The organism is Micromonospora sp. NPDC003241, assembly GCF_053589795.1.
The window spans coordinates 311,685-330,644 of sequence record NZ_JBSFSO010000003.1 but is presented as its reverse complement, the minus strand read 5'-3'; the positions used below and the strand labels follow the sequence as shown (position 1 = coordinate 330,644).

Below are 18,960 nucleotides of genomic sequence, written 5' to 3'. Positions count from 1 at the left end.
TCGTGGACAGCGGTAGACGGGACTGGTAGACAAGCGGCGAGCCCTCGGCCGGCGGGTTTTTGTGTGTCACGACCGAACACCCTGGCCGAGGGCTCATCTGTATGTCATGCAGGCCACGCTGGTGTGCGGGACTGCACCCGGTTTGGTTGACTCCTGACCTGTGAGGATGCGTTCCTCGCTGGAAGGATGTCTGTCATGCCGAAAGCGTTTCCGCCGGAGTTCCGTCGTGACGTGGTCGCGGTCGCGCGTAAGGGCGAGGCGCCGTTGCGGCAGATCGCGAAGGACTTCGGGATCTCCGAGGGCTGTCTGCACCGCTGGCTCAAGCTCGCCGATGTCGAGGACGGTGTCCGTTCCGGGGCCACCAGCAGCGAGTCAGCGGAACTGCGAGAGCTGCGTCGGCGTAACAAGCTTCTGGAGCAGGAGAACGAGATCCTGCGGCGGGCGGCGGCGTTCTTCGCCCGGGATATCTCCCCAAAATGATGTACCCGCTGGTCGGTGACCTGGCCGCGGACGGGATCCCCGTCGCGGTGACCTGCCGGGTGTTGGGGTTCAGTAAGCAGGCCTACTACGCATGGCGCGCCGAGCCGGTGTCGCGACGTGACGTCGACGACGCCCATCTGATCAACGCCGCCCTGGACATCCACCACGATGATCCGGCGTTCGGGTACCGGTTCATCGCCGACGAACTCCCCGCCCACGGCATCACCGCCGGCCCGAACCGGGTCGCCCGGCTGTGCTCACAGCAGCGCATCTGGTCGGTGTTCGCCAAGCGCAAGGGGCTCACGCGGCGGGCCGGGCCGCCGGTGCACGACGACCTGGTGCACCGCCGGTTCACCGCCGACGCCCCGAACCGGCTGTGGCTGACCGACATCACCGAACACCCCACCGCCGAGGGCAAGCTCTACCTGTGCGCGATCAAGGACGTGTACTCCGGCCGGATCGTCGGCTACTCCATCGACACCCGGATGAAAGCCTCTCTGGCCGTCGCGGCGCTGTCCAACGCGGTCCGACTACGCGATCCGGCCGGCACCGTGGTCCCCTCGGACAGGGGCAGCCAATTCCGGTCTAGGAAATTTGTGAAGGCATTGCACCGCAACGGATTGGTCGGCTCGATGGGCCGCGTCGGCGCCTGCGGCGACAACGCCGCGATGGAATCGTTCTTCGCCCTACTGCAACGCAACGTCCTGGACCGGCAACGCTGGAGCACCCGCCACGACCTGCGCCTGGCGATGGTGACCTGGATCGAACGGACCTACCACCGCCGACGACGGCAACAACGCCTCGGACGCCTCACCCCGATCGAGTTTGAGACAATCAACCAGCCCACACACCCGACCTGAACCACTCAACCCCGCGAGTCAACCAAACCCGGGGCAGTCCCTGCTGGGCAAACGATCAACCCGAAGATCACCTCTTCGTGGACCTGCTCAAACACCTACCACCACCCCACCGTCAAGACCTACTGGCCAGCGGATTCAGGATGGAACTACTTCAATGATGTTGCTGTCTCCGGGAGCCTCTGAGGCAGCAACATCAATGAAGTTGGGCGGATCATGGTGGGCTCACGCGGGACGGCGGGACGCGGGACGGCGGGACGCGGGACGGCGGGACGCGGGAGGCCGGGCGCCGGACGCGGGACGCTGAGTGCGGGACGTGTGGTGACCGGCGCGCCGGACCGGACCAGGTGGAGGGTCTCGGGCATGGGGCGCTGGACGTGGACCACTATTCATCCACGACAGTCGACACGCTCGCAGCCTGGGCTCACCGTCGGTCTAGCGAAGGAACTGGCACGGGGATGGACCGGGCAGGAGCCAGGCGGGTACAGGTGGCTGGGCTGGACGAGGCGGACATGCAGCGGGCCCTCGGCGAGCCGGACCCGGGCCACGGTGGCTAGGTGGGTGGGGTGAGGGTGAAGGTGGCGGCTACGGGGTGGTGGTCGGAGGCCTGGTGGGTGTCGGGGGTGCGGATCACCTGGACGTCGACCAGGCGGGCGGCCAGGGCGGGGGTGGCCAGCAGGTAGTCCAGGCGCATCTCGGCGAACTCCGGGGTGCGGCCGTGGCCGGTGGGTACGGTCGGTCCGGCGGTGGCGGCCAGGTCGACCAGACCGGAGGCGAGCAGACGGACGATCGCCCGGGTGTCCACGGTCCGTCCGTCACGGCGCAGGTGCCGACGGCGGTACGCGGGTGCCAGCCGAGCCAGGCTCTCGGTGTGGTCGGCCTGGTGAGCGTGGTCGGCCTGGTAACCGTGATCGACGTGGTGAGCATGGTCGGCCTGGTAAGCGTGGTCGGCGCACTGAGCCTGGTCGGCGCACTGAGCCTGGTCGGCGCGGTGAGCCTGGTCGGCGCAGTAAGCGTGCTCGGCGTGCTGAGCGTGCTCGGCGTGCTGAGCGTGCTCGGCGTGCTGAGCCTGGTCGGCGCGGTGAGCGTGCTCGGCGCGGTGACCGTGCTGACCGTGCTGACCGTGGTCGGCGTCGCGAGCGTGGTGGGCGTACGGGGCGAGGGTGTTCAGGTCTCCGGCGAGCAGGGCGAGGTCGGCGCGGGCCCGGCGCAGCGCGGTGGCCGCCCAGCGGGCCTCGATCAGGCGGCGACCGCCACGGTACGGGTAGAAGTGGGTACTCAGGACCGCGAGCGGCCCGGCGTCGGTGGACAGGGTCACGCGCTGCGCCGCGTGGTGGAACGGGCGCCGGACCGGCCCGGTCGACGGGGTCGGCCAGCGCGGGTCGACGAGTATCGCGACCGGCTGGCCGAAGGGTGACCGGGCCAGGTGGGGCGTCAGACCGGCGTCCGCCGCGAAGCGGGCCACGTCGAGGCCGCGCAGTTCCTGGAGGGCGAGGACGTCCGGCCGGTGCGCGGCGACGACCCGGGCCAGCAGGGTACGCCGGTCCGGGCCGCCCCGGTCCCGCCCGCCGTTGCGGATGTTCCAGGTCATCACCCGCAGCACGGTCGCCTCAGCCCGGCTGGCCGGCCTTGGCCAGCTCATCGTCCAGGGTGTCCACGTCCTCGGACTCGATCTCCGGCTGGTTGCCGGACCGCACGTCCTCGTTGGGGCGGACCACCCAGTAGAGCAGCCCGATCCAGAGCCCGGTCAGCATGATCGCGCCCATGAAGTCGGTCGGGTGGTGCATGCCCCGGTACATCCGGGACACGGCCACGCCGACCGGCATGATCACCGCCGCGGCGACGAAGAGCCAACGCCACCACCGGTCGGTACGCGCGAAGACCACCACCGCGATCGCCACCCAGAGGCAGAGTGTGGCCGCGATGTGGCCGGACGGGAAGGAGGAGGTGGGCATCGGGCCGTCCAGGTTCTCCACCGGCGGGCGCGGCCGGTCCACGGCGGCGGCGGAGGCGAGGAAGAGCGTCAGCTCGCCGAACATGGTCAGCGCCACGAAGAGCACCGGTCGCCAGCGTCGCCAGATCGCCAGCACCAGCGGGCAGAAGACCATCGAGATGAGCAGGATGGCGTGGGTGTCGCCGACCTTGCTCCACCACCAGCTCAGGTCGTCCAGGAACGGGGTGCCGTGCTCGGCGAACCACTGCGGCACGGTCTCGTCGAGCCGGGCCAGGAAGGTGCCGTCGGCGTAGTAGCTGACGAACATGCCGAAGCCGTAGAGGGCACCGAAGACCAGCACCCAGCCGACCACGATCTCGGCGACGCCGGCGCGGGCGTGCGGCAGCAGCTTCTCCTCGTCCGGCGCCGGGGCCACCTCGTGTGCCGCCTCGGGTTCCAGGCCCTCGGTCAGCGGAGCGGCCGGTCGGCCGCGTTCCAACCGCCACAGCCGGAAGGCGTACGCGGTGACGCCGAGCCAGGCCGCGCCGAGCAGCCAGGCGCCGAGCACGTCGGAGAGGAAGTGCACGCCGAGCGCGACCCGGGTGAATCCGATCAGGGCCACCACGGTGGCGACCAGGGCGATCGCCGGTTTGCGCCAGCGGGGTGCCATGGCCGGCAGGAAGACCAGCAGCAGCGCGCCGTAGGCGACCATCGACCCGAGCGCGTGCCCGCTGGGGAAGCTCTGCCCGGCGTACGTGCCGATCGGCACGTCCACCTCCGGGCGCAACCGGTCGACGAGCGTCTTGAGCGACGGGTCGAGGATCAGCGCGCCCGCTCCGGTGACGATCAGGAAGACCGCGAGCCGACCCTGCTTGCGGATCAGCAGCCCGACCACGGCCACGGTGACCAGCCAGACGATCACCGGTCGACCGCCGAGGTCGGTGACGGCGTTGAGCACCGTCACCAGCGGACCGATCGGCGAGATCTGCTCGTTGAGCCAGACCGCCACGCCGTGGTCCACGTCGTACAGCGGGGACCACTGCACGCGGACCAGCACCAGCAGCAGCCCGAAGCCGACCCCGGCACCGAGGACGAGCAGCAGCCCGGCGAGGGTACGTTCGGTGAAGTGACCGAGGGGTCGTCGTAGTACGTCCCGGACCACGCCCACGGCAGCCTCCTTGTGCGGTGGCGTCGACCGACGGCGACGCCTTCTGGCGTGGCGCTGTACCCGCGTCGATGCGTGCGTACACCCACCTCCGGGTGGCGGACGACGGTCCGGCCCGGATGGCGGAACTACAGCGCGGTCATCTCGCCGGTGTCGTGCAGACCCGTACGCGGGGCGTTCGGCTTCCACAGGTCCGGCTTGGCGGGCTCGGACACGCCGATGCGGACCGCCTCCAGTTGGGCGGCGAAGGCCAGCCCGCCGAAGAGCGCCATGCCGGTGAGGTTGGCCCAGAGCAACAACGCCATCATGCCGGTCAGCGCGCCGTACGTCTGGCCGAAGTCCTCACTGAACCGTACGTAGCCGGCGAGCAGCAGGCTGGCCAGCCACCACAGCGCGGTGGCGATGCCGGCGCCGAAGAGCAGCCAGGACAGGCCGGGTTGGCGGCGACGTGGCGCGTACCGGAACAGCACCGCGACGGCCAGCACGGTCAGCCCGAGGCTGAGCGGCCAGCGCACCACGTCCCAGACGACGGCGGCCACCTCGCCCCACGCGTAGCGGCGTTCCACCGAGTCGCCCATCGGGCCGCCGCCGACGAGGATGAGGAACCCGGTCAGCGCCGGGATGCCGGCGATGACGGCGAGCACCGCGGCGCGCAGGTACTTCCGCAGGGCGGGGCGGTCGCGCTCGACACCGTAGATCCGGTTGGCGCCCCGCTCGATCTGCGCCATCGTGCTGGTCAGCGCGACCAGCCCGGTGCCGAGGCCGAGGGCCAGCGCCACCTCGCCGATGTCCTCGACGCGTTCGCCGCCCTCGCCCTCGCCGAGCAGCTCGGCGACGACCGCCTCGCTGGCGCCGGGGGTGAGCGCCAGCACGGTGTCGGCCACCACCTCGCCGCCCTCGGCGACCCCGAGTTCCGAGATGAGCCCGGTCAGCGCGATCAGGAACGGCACCACGGCCAGGCAGAGCTGGAAGGCGAAGGCGCGGGCGTGGCTGAAACCGTCGCCGTAGCGGAACCGGACGAAGGCGTCGTGCAGCAGGTGCCAGCGGCCCTCGCGGCGCAGCGTCTGCCAGGCGTGGTCGGCGCAGAGCTGCTCGTCGGACATCAGCCGGGTCTCCGGCACCATCTTGGTGCTACTCACCCCGGCCCTCCTCGATGAGCCGCTCACCCCGCTCGGCGGCGCCGGACGCGTCCTCGGCCAGGTCGGGTGTGCTCTCCGGCTGCGGTACGCACAGCCACAGGGCCCGTCGGCGGATCTGCACGCTCAGCTCACGGCCGGGCTCGATCAGGTCGCCGTCCAGCTCGCGCGGCTGCGCCCGGTTGCTGGTGATGGTCACCCGGCGGGCGCGGAAGACCTCCATCCGGGGCACCCGGTCGCGGCGGCGTACCACCGCCCAGCCGAGCCTGACCCAGTGCCGCAACCGGTGCGGGGTGAGCACGGCGACGTCGAGGTAGCCGTCGTCGGGTTCGGCCTCGGTGAGCAGGCGTACCCCGCCCTGGAGCCGGCCGACGTTGGCGACCAGCACCGAGCGGGCGCGGCGGCGCAGCGGCGGCTGGTCGTCCAGCGAGATGGACACCCGCATCGGCCGGTCCCGCAGGTGTCGGGCGGCGCCCACCACGTACGCCGGCCAGCCGATCCGCCGTTTCGTCGTCTCGTTGGTGGCGGCCAGCATCTGGGCGTCGAAACCCATGCCGGCCATCACCGCGAAGTGCTGCCCGTCGACCTCGCCGACGTCGAGCAGCCGCCGGCCGCGCTCGACGGCCACCTCGATCCCGGCGGCCAGGTCGGTGGAGAGCCCCAGGTTGGCGGCGAGCAGGTTGCCGGTGCCCTGGGGAAGCACGGCGAGGGCCACGTCGGTGCCGACCAGGGCGCTGACGCAGGCCATCACGGTGCCGTCGCCGCCGCAGGCGAAGACCACGTCCACACCCTTGGCCAGGGCCTGCTCGGTCTGACCGCGACCGGGGTCCTCGACGGTGGTCTCCAGCCACAGCGGCTCGGGCCAGCCGGCGGCGGCGAGCGCGTCGACGACGGTGTGGCGGAACGTGTCGAGATCGTCCACCTTCACCGGGTTGACCACGACCGCACTGCGCAGGGCCCGTCCGTGCCGTCCAGCTTCCACGGCGTCAGTGTGCGGCACGGTCGGCGGTTCGGCGACCCGACGCTGGGTGACCAGGTTCACCCGCCCGGCAGGTGTGACGCCGACCTGTGGCGGCGCGGCTCAGGCGGTGCGGCTCAGGCGGCGGCCCGCAGGGCGGTCTCCACCCGGCGGCGTACGTCGGCCAGGTCCACCCCGGCCTCGGTGAGCACCAGCGCGGCCAGCCCGTTGCCCTCGCGGAGCAGCCCCAGCAGGATGTGCTCGGTGCCGATGTGCCGGTGACGCAGTCGCATCGCCTCGCGCAGGGAGAGCTCCAGCACCTTCCTGGCGCGGGCGGAGAACGGCCCGCCCGGTTGCCGCCGTAGCCGACCCCAGCGGCGACGTGGTGCCGGAACGGCCTCACGCAACGCGTCCGGGCCGAAGGACTCCTCGATCCGGGCCACGATCGCGGACAGGTCGATGCCGATCTCCCGCAGCGCGGCGGCGTCGGCCTCGGCGAGCCCGTCGCCACCTCGGACGGTGTGCCGGCGTACCCGCTCCCGCAGGTCGTCACCGGTGACCCCGACGTCCCGGAGCACCCGGACGGCCAGCGCGTCGCCGTCGGCGAGGATGCCGAGCAGCAGGTGTTCGGTGCCGACGGGTCCTCGCCCCTCGGCCCGCGCCTCGTCGCGTGCGTGCCGCACCACGGTGCGGGCGCGGTCGGTGAACCGTTCGAACATCACGCCTCCCAGGAGGATCCGACCGCCGGTCGCCCGGCGTGCTTCTTGTGGACTGCCTGCCGGCTGACCTCGAGCGCGTCGGCGATCTCCTGCCAGGACCAGCCCTGTCGTCGGGCGTTGTCGACCTGGACCACCTCGAGCCGTTCGAGCAGCCGGCGCAGGGCGCGGACCGCGCGCAGGCCGACCCGGGGGTCGGTGCTGCCGGCTGCGGCCGCGAGTTCCGTCGCCTGACTCATGGCGTCAACTTACATTGACAGCATCGCCTCTGTCAACCCTGGTTGACACCCCCGCGAAGGCCCTCCTCCGTTAGGGTCGGGGCCGCGCGGGGCTCCCCGCCGGTCGGGGGTCGGAGGGGTCGAGTGAGCCGGGTCGCCAGGGACGAGGTGCGTCGCTTCACGCTCGCCGGACTGACGCTGGACGTGGTCGGCGGCAGCGTGGTCGGCAACCGTTACCGGGAGAACTACGACGTGCTGCACGTCGATCCCGCGCTCCCCTTCGCCGTGGTGGCCGACGGCATGGGCGACGGTGCGGGCAGCCGTCGCGCCGGTGCCGCCGCCGTGCCGACCTTCGCCGCCCGGGTCCACGCCGCCTGGCCCGAGATCGGGGCGGCCGGACTGCGCACCGCCGCCGACGCGGCCCAGACCGCCGTACGCGAGGCCGGGGCGGGTCGCGCCGAGCTGACCGGATGCACCCTGACCGGCCTGGTCGTCGAGCCGGACGGCGGGCAGGGCTGGGTGGTCCAGTTGGGTGACTCGCGCGCCTACCGCCTCCGCGACGACCTGCTGGAACTGGTCACCACCGATCACACGGTCGCCTGGCTGGGCGTGCTGCACGGCTGGTACCCGGTGGACTCCCCCGCCGCCGCGCGGGCCCGCTACCAGCTCACCCGCTACGCCGGCCATCCGGCCGCGCCCGAGGCCGACCTGCTGGCGGTGACGCTGCGCCCCGGCGACACCTGGCTGCTCTGCACCGACGGGGTCAGCGACCAGGTCGGCTACCACGGGATGCGGGACGCCCTGGTCCGCGCCGACCCGGCGGACGCGGTCGCCGCCCTGCTGGACGCCTCGCTGGCCGCCGGTGGGGCGGACAACGCCAGCGCGGTCGTGCTCCGGGCGCGGCCGGCGTCCTGACCAGGGCTGCCGTCCGGCGATCACGCCCCGGGGGCGCACCGGCGCGACTAGCCTCAACAGCAGGCCGAGCGCAGCTGCGGGGGTGATGGCGGATGGCCCCAGGCAGCGAGACGCCGGTGCTGGTCGGCGTCGGTCCGGACGGCGCGCTGCCGGTGGCCCGTACCGCCGCGCGGGTGGCCGCCGCCCACGGCCGCGCGCTGCACCTGATGCACGCGTTCAACTGGGCCGCGCTGGAGGCGCCCGCGGTCACCGCGTCCCGCTCGCACGCCGAGGAACTGCTCGCCGAGGCCACCGTGGCGGCCAACCAGAGCGAGCCGGAGGTCCCGGTCACCGCCGAGATCATCGAGGGTTCGGCGGTGGCGACGCTGGTCCGCAAGTCCGAGACGGCCTTCCTGGTGGCCGTCGGGGACGGCGGCATGTCCCACTGCGACCGCTGCATCCCGGCCGACAGTCCCGCCGTCCAGGTGGCCGCCCGCGCCGAGTGCCCGGTGCTGGTCGCCCGCCAGGAACCCGCGCCGACCGGACCGGTGCTGGTCGGCGTGGACGGCTCGACCTCCGCCGAGACCACGCTGGCCTGGGCCTACGCCTGCGCGAGCCGGCACGGCTCGCACCTGCTGGCGGTCTGGGTGGTCGAGTCCGACGACGCGGTGGGCAAGGCCACCGACCGCCTCGCCGCCCTGGTGGCCCGACACCGTGCCGCGCACCGCGACGTCGCGGTGGAGTGCCGCGTCCTGCGTGGCGAACCGGGTGACGTCCTGGTCGAGCAGTCGCGCACCGCGCAGTTGGTGGTGGTCGCCGCGCGCGGCGACGAACCGTGGCGCGGCATGCTCGGCGCGGTCAGCCAGTCGCTGCTGTACCACGCCCCGGCCCCGGTGCTGGTGGTCCGTGGCGTCACCGGGGGGCCCACCGACGACGGGCCAGGGCACCCGGACGGGCGGGACCAACGGCCCTGATCCACGCTCGCCGATCCCGCGAAGCTGGAGGCAGGAACCCGCGCAGCGGATGCAGAATCCACCGACCCGCGAGAGGCTCAAGCAGTATGGACACGGCCGTGGACATCCCGAGCACCCTGACCGACGAGGAACTGCGTCGCCTGGACGCCTACTGGCGGGCGGCGAACTACCTCAGCGTCGGGCAGATCTATCTGCTCGACAATCCCCTGCTCCGCGAACCGCTGGCCGCCGAGCACGTCAAGCCCCGGCTGCTGGGGCACTGGGGCACCTCGCCCGGCCTGAACCTGATCTACACCCACCTCAACCGGGTGATCGTCGCCCGCGACCTGTCGGCGCTCTTCGTCACCGGTCCCGGCCACGGTGGTCCGGCGGTCGTGGCGAACACCTGGCTGGAGGGCACCTGGAGCGAGCGGTATCCGGGCGTCGGCCGCGACGAGGCCGGCATGGCCCGACTGTTCCGCCAGTTCTCCTTCCCTGGCGGCATCCCCAGCCACGTGGCGGCGGAGGTGCCGGGCTCGATCCACGAGGGCGGCGAGCTGGGGTACGCGCTCAGCCACGCCTACGGTGCCGCGTTCGACAATCCCGACCTGCTGGTGGCCTGTGTCATCGGGGACGGCGAGGCGGAGACCGGCCCGTTGGCCGGGAGCTGGTTGTCGACCGTGTTCCTCAACCCCGCCCGGGACGGCGCGGTGCTGCCCATCCTGCACCTCAACGGCTACAAGATCGCCAACCCGACGGTGCTGGACCGGATCCCCGAGTCCGACCTGCTCGCCATGATGCGCGGCTTCGGCTACCAGCCGTACGTGGTGGCCGGTGACGAGCCCGCCGCCGTGCACGAGGCGCTCGCCGCCACCCTGGACCGGGCGCTGGACGAGATCGCCGAGATCCAACGTCGGGCCCGATCCGGTGCCGGCACCGAACGTCCCCGCTGGCCGATGATCGTCCTGCGGACGCCAAAGGGCTGGACCGGCCCGCGCGAGGTCGACGGCAAGCAGGTGGAGGGCACGTTCCACGCCCACCAGGTGCCGTTGTCGAACGTCCGCAGCAATCCGGATCATCTGGCCGAGCTGGAGCGCTGGCTGCGCGGCTACCGCCCGGAGGAGCTGTTCGACGCCACCGGCGCCCCGGTCGCCGAGCTGACCGCCCTGCCGCCCACCGGGGACCGGCGGATGAGCGCCAACCCGGTCACCAACGGCGGGTCGGTGCTGCGCGACCTGGTCCTGCCGGACTTCCGCGACTACGCGGTGGACGTGCCGCGTCCCGGTGCCACGGCCACCGGCGCCACCGGTGAGCTGGGCCGGTGGATCCGGGACGTGATCGCCGCGAACTCGCAGACCTTCCGGCTGTTCGGGCCGGACGAGGTGGCCTCCAACCGGCTCCAGGCGGCCTTCGAGGTCACCGACCGGGCCTGGATGGGCGCCACGGTGCCCGGCGACGACCACCTCTCCCCCGACGGGCGGGTGATGGAGGTGCTCTCCGAGCACCTGTGCCAGGGTTGGCTGGAGGGCTATCTGCTGACCGGCCGGCACGGCGTCTTCACCAGCTACGAGGCGTTCATCCACATCGTCGACTCGATGGTCAACCAGCACGCGAAGTGGCTGAAGGTGACCCGGGACATCCCCTGGCGGATGCCGGTGGCGTCGCTGAACTATCTGCTCTCCAGCCACGTGTGGCGGCAGGACCACAACGGCTTCTCGCACCAGGACCCGGGCTTCATCGACCACGTGATGAACAAGAAGGCCGAGGTCGTCCGGGTGTACCTGCCGCCGGACGCGAACACCCTGCTCTCCACCATGGACCACTGCCTGCGCAGCCGGCACTACGTCAACGTGGTGGTGGCCGGCAAGCAGACCGCACCGAACTGGCTGACCATGGACGAGGCCGTCCAGCACTGCCGACGCGGGGTGGGCATCTGGGACTGGGCCAGCACGGACGCCGGCAGCGAGCCGGACGTGGTCCTCGCCTGCGCCGGTGACGTACCGACCCTGGAGACCCTGGCGGCGGCGGACCTGCTGCACCGGCACCTGCCCGACCTCAAGGTCCGGGTCATCAACGTGGTCGACCTGATGCGGCTCCAGCCGTCGAGCGAGCACCCGCACGGCCTGCCGGACAACGAGTTCGACACGTTGTTCACCCGCGACAAGCCGATCATCTTCGCGTACCACGGCTACCCGTGGCTCATCCACCGGCTCACCTACCGCCGTACGAACCACCGCAACCTGCACGTACGCGGGTACAAGGAGGAGGGCACCACCACCACGCCGTTCGACATGGTGATGCTCAACGACCTGGATCGGTTCCACCTCGTCATCGACGTGATCGACCGGGTGCCCGGGCTCGGCGACCGGGTGGCGTACCTGCGGCAGGAGATGACCGACGCGCGCGACGCGGCCCGCGACCACACCCGCCGGTACGGCGAGGACGACCCCCGGGTCGCCGAGTGGCGCTGGGTCCGCGAGACCGACCCCACCAACCCCTGAGGAGGAAGCAGCCATGACCAGGAGTACGAGCGGCGCGGAGATCGTGGTGGGCTACGACGGCTCACCGGACGCGGCGGCGGCCCTGGACTGGGCGCTGGACCAGGCCCGCCGGGACGGCCGGCCGGTCCGGCTGGTGTACGTCTTCGAGTGGCTCACCGTGGCCGGCTGGGTCGGCCCCGGCGTCACGCCCGGCATGTGGCCCGACGAGCAGGCCCGCCAGCAGGTCGAGGAACTGGTGGGCAAGGCCGCGGCGGACGCCGGCGCGGCCAACCCCGAGCTGACCGTACGCGGTGAGGTCCGCGACGGCCCGCCGGCCCTGGTGCTGGAGGAGAGCTCGGCGGAGGCCGACCTGGTGGTGCTGGGCGGCCGGGGACACGGTGGCTTCGCCGGCCTGCTCGCCGGTTCCACGGCGGTCAGCGTCACCGCGCACGCGCACTGCCCGGTGGTGGTGGTCCGCCGCGACACCGTCGACGCCGCGCGGGCCGGGCACGTCACCGTCGGGGTGGACGGCTCCGAACCGTCCCTGGTGGCGCTCGGCTTCGCCGTCGAGCACGCGGCACTGCGCCGGGTGCCGTTGCGGGTGGTACGCGCCTGGCAGCCCGGACGCGAACAGTGGAACCTCACCGGTGAGCAGGCCCGCGACGCCGCCCTGGCCGAGGACCGCGCGGAGCTGGACGAGGCGGTGCGCCGCTGGCAGGAGACCTTCCCCGACGTCGAGGTCAGCGTCGAGACGGGCGCCTCCGCGGCGGCCGGACTGCTGATCGAGTCCAGCCGTCAGGCGCAACTGGTCGTGGTCGGCACCCGGGGCCGGGGCGGCCTGCGCGGCATGCTGCTCGGCTCGGTCAGCCAGCAGCTCATCCAGCACGCGCACTGCCCGGTGGCGGTCGTCCGGGAACGCTGATGACGAACCCGACCCGGCCCACCTGCCTACCCGGGTGCGGCACGATGAGCAGAGACGAAAGGTCGTGAGGATGAGCCACCAGACGCCGGCCACGCATCGCCCGCTGCCCACCGCGCTCGCGGAGGCCGCCACGATGGCCGGTCGGGCGCCCTCGGTGCACAACGCGCAGCCGTGGCGCTGGCGGGTCCTGCCCGACGCGCTGGAGTTGCGGATGGTCCGCGATCCGCAGTTGGCGGCGACCGACCCGGAGGGTGAGCTGGTCCGGTTGAGTTGCGGGGCGGCGCTGCACCACGCCCGGCTGGCGCTGGCCGCCGAGGGCTGGACGGCGACCGTGCGGCGGATGCCCGACCCGGCGGAGCCGGACCTGCTCGCCCGGCTGACCGACCTGCGTCCCAGCGGGGCCGATCCGGACGCGATGCGGGCCGTGCAGTGCATGCAGGTCCGGCACACCGACCGGCGACCGGTCAGTGACGAGCCGGTCGGCGACGAACGACTGGACGCGGTCGGCACTGCCGCCCATCGGGAGGGCGCCCGGTTGGAGATCCTCGACCGGGACCAGGTGCTGGAGCTGGCTGCCGCCGCCTCGCGCGCCGCCACGGTGGAGGCGGACGACACCCGGCTGCGCGAGGAGTTGGACTACTGGACCAGCCGGGCCGCCGGGACCGGGTTGACCGCCGAGGTACTGCCCGAGCAGGCGGCGCAGACCACGGTGCCGGGCCGGGACTTCGGCCGCCCGGGGACGTTGCCGGTGGGTCCGGGGCACGACCGGGCCGCGTCGTACGGGGTGCTCTACGGCGACCAGGACGAGCCGGTGGACTGGCTGCGGGCCGGTGAGTCGCTCTCGGCCGCCTGGCTGACCGCCACCCGGCTGGGTGTCTCGGTGGTGCCGCTGAGCGGGGTGGTGGAGGTGCCGGCGACCCGGCAGGTCCTGCGCGGGGTGCTGGCCGGGCTCGGCCACCCGTACCTCGTCCTGCGGCTCGGGGTCGCGGACCCGGCGCACGCCGGTCCGCCGCACACGCCGCGACTGGACCGTGCGCAGGTGGTGGACCTGTCCGCCGTCGAGGGGACGGCGGGGTGAGCCGAGGTCCGGCGGGCGTTCTCCGTCCGTCGCCGGCCGGTTAGCATCGCCGGGTGACCGTCGGCGAACCTCACCCCCGGCACGAGCCGCCCTCTCTCGGCCTCAGTCCGCTCTCCCGCGTCCACCTGGACGAACTGCTCCAGGAGATGCTGGACCGTGTCGGGGAGGTGATGACCAGCCGGGAACGGCTGCGGGCCCTACTCGACGCGGTGGTCGGCATCGGCACCGACCTGGACCTGCGCAGCACCCTGCAACGGATCGTGCAGTCCGCCTGCGACCTGGCCGGCGCCCGGTACGGCGCGCTCGGCGTGATCGGCACCGACCGGATGCTGCACGACTTCATCACCCACGGCATCTCCCCCGAGCTGCACGCCAGGATCGGTGACCTGCCGCATGGTCGGGGCGTGCTCGGCCTGCTGATCGACGACCCGAAGCCGCTGCGGATGCCGGACATCACCCAGCACCCGCGCTCCTACGGGTTCCCGCCGAACCACCCGCCGATGCACACCTTCCTCGGGGTGCCGGTCCGCATCCGCGACCAGGTCTTCGGCAACCTCTATCTGGCCGAGAAGCAGGGCGGCGCGCAGTTCACCGAGGACGACGAGGAGATCGTCGTGGCGCTCGCCGCGGCGGCCGGGGTGGCGATCGAGAACGCCCGGTTGTACGCGCTGGCGCACCGGCGGGAACGCTGGCTCGCCGCCACCGCCGAGATCACCTCGCTGCTGCTCGGCGAGGTACGCCGCACCGACGCGCTGACGCTGGTGGCGCGGCGGGCCCGCGAGGTCGCCGAGGCCGAACTGGCCCTGGTGCTGCTCTACGACGACGAGGCCGACCACTTCACGGTGGAGGTGGTCGACGGCGCCGGCGCTCAGGCCCGCGCGCTGGTCGGTACGGTGCTGCCGGCGGCGGACACCAGTTTCGCCGGGCCGATCGCGCAGCGCCGGCACGACTCGGTGGACGACCTCGCCCACGCCGCCCCCTGGCCGGCGGTGCTGCACACCGGGCCGGCGGTGATCTCGCCGCTGGCCACCGCCGACACCCTGCACGGCGTCCTGGTCATCGCGCACACCGCCGAGCACGGTGGCGCCACCGACGAGGACGTGGCGCTGCTCGGCAGCTTCGCCGGACAGGCCGCGCTGGCCATGGAACGCGCACGCGGCCAGGAGGAGCGCGAGCAGTTGGTGGTCCTGGAGGACCGCGAGCGGATCGCCCGGGACCTGCACGACGTGGTCATCCAGCGGTTGTTCGCCACCGGTCTGCACCTGCAGAGCGCGGTGCCGTTGGCCGCGCGGCCCGAACTCACCAAACGGCTCAACGCGGCGGTCGACGACCTGGACGCCACCATCTCCGACATCCGCCGCACCATCTTCGAGCTGCGCAGTCCGGTGAGCGCGGCGCTGCGCACCGAAATCCGCGAGGCGGTGGAGGTGGCTGCCGAGTCGTTGGGCTTCCGTCCCAGGCTGGAACTGACCGGTCCGGTCGACAGCGCCGTCCCGGACGCGGTCCGCCCCGACCTCACCGCCGTGCTCCGGGAGGCCCTGTCCAACGCGGTACGCCACGCCGAGGCGTCGGCCGTGACGGTCTCGGTACGGGTCGACGGTGGTCAGGTGACCGTGCTGGTCACCGACGACGGGGTGGGCTGCGACCCGGCCGCCGCCCGGGGTGGGCTGGTGAACCTGCGCGAACGCGCGGAACGCCACGACGGCACCTTCGAGGTACGCCCGGCCCGTCCGCGCGGCACCGAACTGCGCTGGTCGATCCCGCTGCGGGACTGACCGGCGCAGTCACGCGTACGCGTCAGCGGGGTTTGCCGAGCAGCCGGGTGGCCAGCACGGCGGCCTGGGTACGCCGTTCCAGGCCGAGCTTGGCCAGCACACTGGAGACGTAGTTCTTGACCGTCTTCTCGGCCAGGAACATCTTGCCGGCGATCTCCCGGTTGGTCAGTCCCTCGGCGACGTACTCCAGGATCCGCCGTTCCTGCTCGGTGAGGGACTGCAACTCGCGCGGCTGTTCCACCCCGCTGCGGATGCGGTCCAGGACGCGGGTGGTGATCGCCGGGTCGAGCAGCGACTGTCCGGCCGCCACCCGGCGTACCGCGTCGACCAGGTCGGTGCCGCGGATCTGCTTGAGCACGTACCCGGAGGCTCCGGCCATGATCGCCGCGAACAGCGCCTCGTCGTCCTCGTACGAGGTGAGGATCAGGCCCTTGATCGAGGAGTCCACGGCCCGCACGTCCCGACACACGTCGATGCCGTTGCCGTCGGGGAGCCGGGCGTCGAGGATCGCCACGTCGGGGCGGAGCGCCGGGATCCGGCGGGCGGCCTCCGGCGCGGAGCCGGACTCGCCGACCACCTCTATGTCGCCGCTGGCCTGGAGCAGGTCGGCAAGGCCACGACGGACGACCTCGTGGTCGTCGAGCAGGAACACCCGGATCATCCCTCGTTTCTACCCGTTCTCCCCCACCGCACGCACGGGCCGAAGGTCCCGTCCCGGTGGGGTCGACGCCGGTGCGAGGGTCCGGGCCGGGGCGGGGTGTCCCGGGGGTTCGGGACGTGTGGCCCTGCTGGGCGGGGGTCCCCGAGGCGCACCGTAGGGAGGTACCGGCGAGCGTGAGGGGGCAGGACCATGGAGACCGGCTACACCGTCGAGCAGCTTCGGGTCGCCGCGCACGACGCGATTCGGGCGCCGTCCCTGCACAACGTCCAGCCCTGGCGGTTCCGGCTGCGCGACGGCGGGATCGAGGTGCTGCTCGACCCGGAGCGGCGGCTGCCCGCCACCGACCCGAGCGGCTGGGGTGCCCGGGTCGCCGGTGGCGCGGCACTGTTCAACCTGCGGCTGGCGCTGGCGGTGGCGGGTACCCCGGCCACCGTCCGGCTGCGGCCGTACCCGGCGGAACCGACCGTGCTGGCCCGGTTGGTGCCGGACCTGCCACGCCGACCGACTCCGGCCGAGCAGAACCTGCACGCGGCGATCCGCCGCCGGTTCAGCAACCGCGCCCCGTTCTGGCCGGACCCGGTACCCGCCGACACCCGTTGGCGCCTCGGCGAGGCGGCCCGCGCCGAGCACTGCTGGCTGGAACTGCTGATCGGGGTGAGTGCGGTCACCGCCTTCGCCGAGATCGCGCGTGGCGCGCACCGTGTCCTCGAACGCGACCCCGCCTACCGGGCCGAACGCGTCGCCTGGGCACGCGCCGAGCCCGCGCCGGACGGGGTACCGGCCGCAGCCGGCGGGCCGCAGGCCGAACCGCAGGATCTGCTGCCGTCGCGCGGCTTCGGTGGCGCCCAGCGCGCACCCGGCCGCGACTTCGAGCCGGAGCCGCTGGTGGCGGTGCTCGGTTCGGCCGGCAACACCGCCGTCGACCAGGTCGTCGCCGGACAGGCGTTGCAGCGGGTCCTGCTCGCCGCCACCGACTCCGGGCTGTCCGTGTCGATGCTGTCCCAGCCGATCGAGGTGCCCTCGGCCCGCGAACAGCTCCGGATGTCGTTGGGGAGGTTCGGCACACCGCAGATGGTGATGCGGATCGGGTTCGGTCGACCCGGCCGGCCCACCCCACGTCGCCCGGTCGAGCAGACGCTGGACCTGCCGGTGCGCCTCGGCTGACCGGGTGACGTCGCGGGGAGGGCCGGGCCGACGCTCAGTGGGCCGGCGGGACCGGGTGGCCGGTGGTCAGCTCGGCGAGCAGGGCGGCCTCGCGGACCGGGTCGAGACCCACCGGCTCCCGGGCCGGTCGGCCCGCCCGGTCAGGCACCGTGCCGACCCGGCGGAGCCATTCCCAGGTGTCGGTGACGGTGTCGGAGACCGGTCGACCGGTGAACCCGGCGGCGAACGCCCGACCCACGTCGATCTGCTGCATCCACCGGTACGCGTGGCCGGGCGGCAGCCAGACCGGCAACTCGGTCCACGGTGACACGCCCGCGTCGCGCAGCCGCTCCGGCGCGACCCACCGCAGCGACGCGTCGGCGCCGGTCGCCGCGATACAGGCGGCGAGCAGTTCCCCCATGGTGGTGTGCCCGGCACGGTCCACCACGTTGACGGCGCCGCCGAGGCCGGCGGCACCGGCGTCGAGCAGGAAGACGGCCAGGTCCCGCACGTCGACGTACTGCACCGGCAGGTCGGCGGGACCGGGTGCGAGCACGTCACCACCCCGGGCGATGCGCGTCAGCCACCACGGCAACCGGCCGATGTCCTCGCCGGGGCCGAGGATCAGCCCGGCCCGGCCCAGCAGCACCCGGTCGCCGAAGACCTCCTGCACCGCCCGCTCGGCACCGCGTTTGAGGGTCGGGTAGTCGCCGTCGGCGGCGTCCGGGTCGGCGTCGACCACGGCGTCGTCCTCGGTCACCCCGGCGGGCACCGGCGGCGCGTAGACCGCACCGGAGGAGACGTAGACGTAGTGCCCGACCCGCCCGGCGAGCGTCCGCGCGCCGGCTCGGGCGTCCCGGGGCGCGCCGTCCCAGGTGTCGACCACCACGTCCCACTCGCCGTCGGCCAGCGCGGCCAGCCCGTCCGAGGTGGTGCGGTCGCCGACCAGGTGGCGTACGCCGTCCGGAGGAGCCCCGTGCCGCCCCCGGTTGAACACCGTCACCGACCATTCACGACGGAGGCCCTCGGCGACCGTCGCCCGGCCCACGAACCCGCTGCCGCCCAGCACGAGCATTCTCATGCGGTACACCCTGCCGTGGGTCGGGCATGACGAGGCACCTCGTTCACCGACAGCGGATCTGCCCTGGGCAGAAGCCGGTCCGGTGCCGTGCCCGGCGGACGCCTACGGCGTGCGCCGGGCACGGGCTTCGGCAGGGCGGTGCCGCGGGCACGGCGGGCACCCCTGGCCGGCTCCTTCATCGAAGGTTGGCACGCTAAATCGTCGTCGCGACCGAGACGTGCGTCAACAACTTCCGGAAAAGTATCGGTAGCTCATCCGGTGGTCGGCCGGGTGGCGGCGCTGTCCCGGACGACCAGTTCGGTGGCCAACTCGATCCGGGGGCTCTCCACCTTCTCCCCCTTGGCCAGCCGCAGCACCGTACGCGCCGCCAACATCCCCATCTCCGCCAACGGCTGACGCACCGTCGTCATCGGCGGCGAGGACCAGCGCACCTCCGGCAGGTCGTCGAAGCCCACCACACTGACGTCGTCCGGCACCCGCAACCCCCGCTGCCGGACCGCCTCGTACACC

At 72.9% G+C, this 18,960-nt stretch carries 17 protein-coding genes; 8 read left to right on the top strand and 9 right to left on the bottom strand.

The features are described from left to right. Positions 1-195: 195 nt before the first annotated feature. A protein-coding gene (locus ACWDVW_RS04805; protein ID WP_449944842.1) for an IS3 family transposase occupies positions 196-1,340 on the top strand; the annotation gives its coding sequence in 2 pieces (ribosomal slippage) (positions 196-469 and positions 469-1,340; 1,146 coding nt in all). 550 nt (positions 1,341-1,890) lie between these two features. Here the strand turns inward: ACWDVW_RS04805 and ACWDVW_RS04800 are convergent. The 6 genes from ACWDVW_RS04800 to ACWDVW_RS04775 form a co-directional block, all read right to left on the bottom strand. Continuing rightward, complete coding sequence (locus ACWDVW_RS04800) at positions 1,891-2,979, bottom strand: endonuclease/exonuclease/phosphatase family protein (RefSeq protein ID WP_449944841.1); 1,089 nt, start codon at positions 2,977-2,979, stop codon at positions 1,891-1,893. Next, entirely contained in the window at positions 2,948-4,438 is a 1,491-nt protein-coding gene (locus tag ACWDVW_RS04795) for a phosphatase PAP2 family protein (RefSeq protein ID WP_449944839.1), read from the bottom strand. Before ACWDVW_RS04795 ends, ACWDVW_RS04800 begins: the two co-directional genes overlap by 32 nt. 125 nt (positions 4,439-4,563) lie before the next feature. Continuing rightward, positions 4,564-5,574, bottom strand: coding sequence for a YihY/virulence factor BrkB family protein (locus tag ACWDVW_RS04790; protein ID WP_449944836.1), 1,011 nt, complete (start codon positions 5,572-5,574; stop codon positions 4,564-4,566). Beyond that, on the bottom strand, positions 5,567-6,553 hold the full coding sequence (locus ACWDVW_RS04785) for a diacylglycerol/lipid kinase family protein (RefSeq protein WP_449944833.1): 987 nt from the start codon (positions 6,551-6,553) through the stop codon (positions 5,567-5,569). The genes ACWDVW_RS04790 and ACWDVW_RS04785 overlap by 8 nt, the downstream gene beginning before the upstream one ends. 113 nt (positions 6,554-6,666) lie before the next feature. Then, positions 6,667-7,248 (bottom strand): Clp protease N-terminal domain-containing protein, encoded by a 582-nt coding sequence (locus tag ACWDVW_RS04780; protein ID WP_449944830.1) that lies wholly within the window; start codon positions 7,246-7,248, stop codon positions 6,667-6,669. After that, entirely contained in the window at positions 7,248-7,484 is a 237-nt protein-coding gene (locus ACWDVW_RS04775) for an HTH domain-containing protein (RefSeq protein WP_111218248.1), read from the bottom strand. Before ACWDVW_RS04775 ends, ACWDVW_RS04780 begins: the two co-directional genes overlap by 1 nt. A 123-nt stretch (positions 7,485-7,607) precedes the next feature. On the opposite strand from ACWDVW_RS04775, the gene ACWDVW_RS04770 reads away from it, so the two are divergent. From ACWDVW_RS04770 to ACWDVW_RS04745, 6 genes are all read left to right on the top strand, one after another. Then, the gene (locus tag ACWDVW_RS04770) at positions 7,608-8,378 is read left to right on the top strand and encodes a PP2C family protein-serine/threonine phosphatase (protein ID WP_449944826.1); all 771 of its coding nucleotides are present in this window, start codon (positions 7,608-7,610) and stop codon (positions 8,376-8,378) included. Between the two features lie 92 nt (positions 8,379-8,470). Beyond that, positions 8,471-9,331 carry a universal stress protein gene (locus ACWDVW_RS04765; protein ID WP_449944824.1) on the top strand — a complete coding sequence of 287 codons (861 nt, stop codon included), beginning with the start codon at positions 8,471-8,473 and terminating at the stop codon, positions 9,329-9,331. A gap of 86 nt (positions 9,332-9,417) precedes the next feature. Next, positions 9,418-11,811, top strand: coding sequence for a phosphoketolase family protein (locus ACWDVW_RS04760; protein ID WP_449944822.1), 2,394 nt, complete (start codon positions 9,418-9,420; stop codon positions 11,809-11,811). Positions 11,812-11,824: 13 nt separating this feature from the next. Continuing rightward, positions 11,825-12,712, top strand: coding sequence for a universal stress protein (locus ACWDVW_RS04755; RefSeq protein ID WP_449944820.1), 888 nt, complete (start codon positions 11,825-11,827; stop codon positions 12,710-12,712). A 70-nt stretch (positions 12,713-12,782) separates the two neighbouring features. After that, positions 12,783-13,790 (top strand): Acg family FMN-binding oxidoreductase, encoded by a 1,008-nt coding sequence (locus ACWDVW_RS04750; protein WP_449944818.1) that lies wholly within the window; start codon positions 12,783-12,785, stop codon positions 13,788-13,790. 146 nt (positions 13,791-13,936) lie between these two features. Next, the gene (locus ACWDVW_RS04745) at positions 13,937-15,565 is read left to right on the top strand and encodes a GAF domain-containing sensor histidine kinase (protein WP_396752027.1); all 1,629 of its coding nucleotides are present in this window, start codon (positions 13,937-13,939) and stop codon (positions 15,563-15,565) included. A 22-nt stretch (positions 15,566-15,587) separates the two neighbouring features. Here the strand turns inward: ACWDVW_RS04745 and ACWDVW_RS04740 are convergent, their stop codons facing one another. Beyond that, positions 15,588-16,226, bottom strand: a complete 639-nt coding sequence (locus tag ACWDVW_RS04740; protein ID WP_117226524.1) for a response regulator — start codon at positions 16,224-16,226, stop codon at positions 15,588-15,590. 189 nt (positions 16,227-16,415) lie between these two features. Between ACWDVW_RS04740 and ACWDVW_RS04735 the strand changes: the two genes are divergently transcribed. Next, a complete protein-coding gene (locus ACWDVW_RS04735) occupies positions 16,416-17,390 on the top strand; it encodes an Acg family FMN-binding oxidoreductase (protein ID WP_449944815.1) in 975 nt (324 codons plus the stop codon). A 34-nt stretch (positions 17,391-17,424) separates the two neighbouring features. Here the strand turns inward: ACWDVW_RS04735 and ACWDVW_RS04730 are convergent, their stop codons facing one another. Together ACWDVW_RS04730 and ACWDVW_RS04725 are read right to left on the bottom strand one after the other, a co-directional pair. Next, positions 17,425-18,450: an NAD-dependent epimerase/dehydratase family protein gene (locus tag ACWDVW_RS04730; protein WP_449944812.1), complete on the bottom strand. Its 1,026-nt coding sequence runs from the start codon at positions 18,448-18,450 to the stop codon at positions 17,425-17,427. 251 nt (positions 18,451-18,701) lie between these two features. Further along, positions 18,702-18,960: substrate-binding domain-containing protein (locus ACWDVW_RS04725; RefSeq protein ID WP_449944810.1), on the bottom strand; the 259-nt coding region annotated here is incomplete at its 5' end.

Coding starts and splice junctions, on each gene's coding strand:
- ACWDVW_RS04800 (WP_449944841.1), bottom strand. CDS start 2,979: ATGAGCTGGCCAAGGCCGGCCAGCCGGGCTGAGGCGACCGTGCTGCGG.
- ACWDVW_RS04780 (WP_449944830.1), bottom strand. CDS start 7,248: ATGTTCGAACGGTTCACCGACCGCGCCCGCACCGTGGTGCGGCACGCA.
- ACWDVW_RS04775 (WP_111218248.1), bottom strand. CDS start 7,484: ATGAGTCAGGCGACGGAACTCGCGGCCGCAGCCGGCAGCACCGACCCC.
- ACWDVW_RS04765 (WP_449944824.1), top strand. CDS start 8,471: ATGGCCCCAGGCAGCGAGACGCCGGTGCTGGTCGGCGTCGGTCCGGAC.
- ACWDVW_RS04760 (WP_449944822.1), top strand. CDS start 9,418: ATGGACACGGCCGTGGACATCCCGAGCACCCTGACCGACGAGGAACTG.
- ACWDVW_RS04755 (WP_449944820.1), top strand. CDS start 11,825: ATGACCAGGAGTACGAGCGGCGCGGAGATCGTGGTGGGCTACGACGGC.
- ACWDVW_RS04750 (WP_449944818.1), top strand. CDS start 12,783: ATGAGCCACCAGACGCCGGCCACGCATCGCCCGCTGCCCACCGCGCTC.
- ACWDVW_RS04745 (WP_396752027.1), top strand. CDS start 13,937: ATGCTGGACCGTGTCGGGGAGGTGATGACCAGCCGGGAACGGCTGCGG.
- ACWDVW_RS04740 (WP_117226524.1), bottom strand. CDS start 16,226: ATGATCCGGGTGTTCCTGCTCGACGACCACGAGGTCGTCCGTCGTGGC.
- ACWDVW_RS04735 (WP_449944815.1), top strand. CDS start 16,416: ATGGAGACCGGCTACACCGTCGAGCAGCTTCGGGTCGCCGCGCACGAC.
- ACWDVW_RS04730 (WP_449944812.1), bottom strand. CDS start 18,450: ATGAGAATGCTCGTGCTGGGCGGCAGCGGGTTCGTGGGCCGGGCGACG.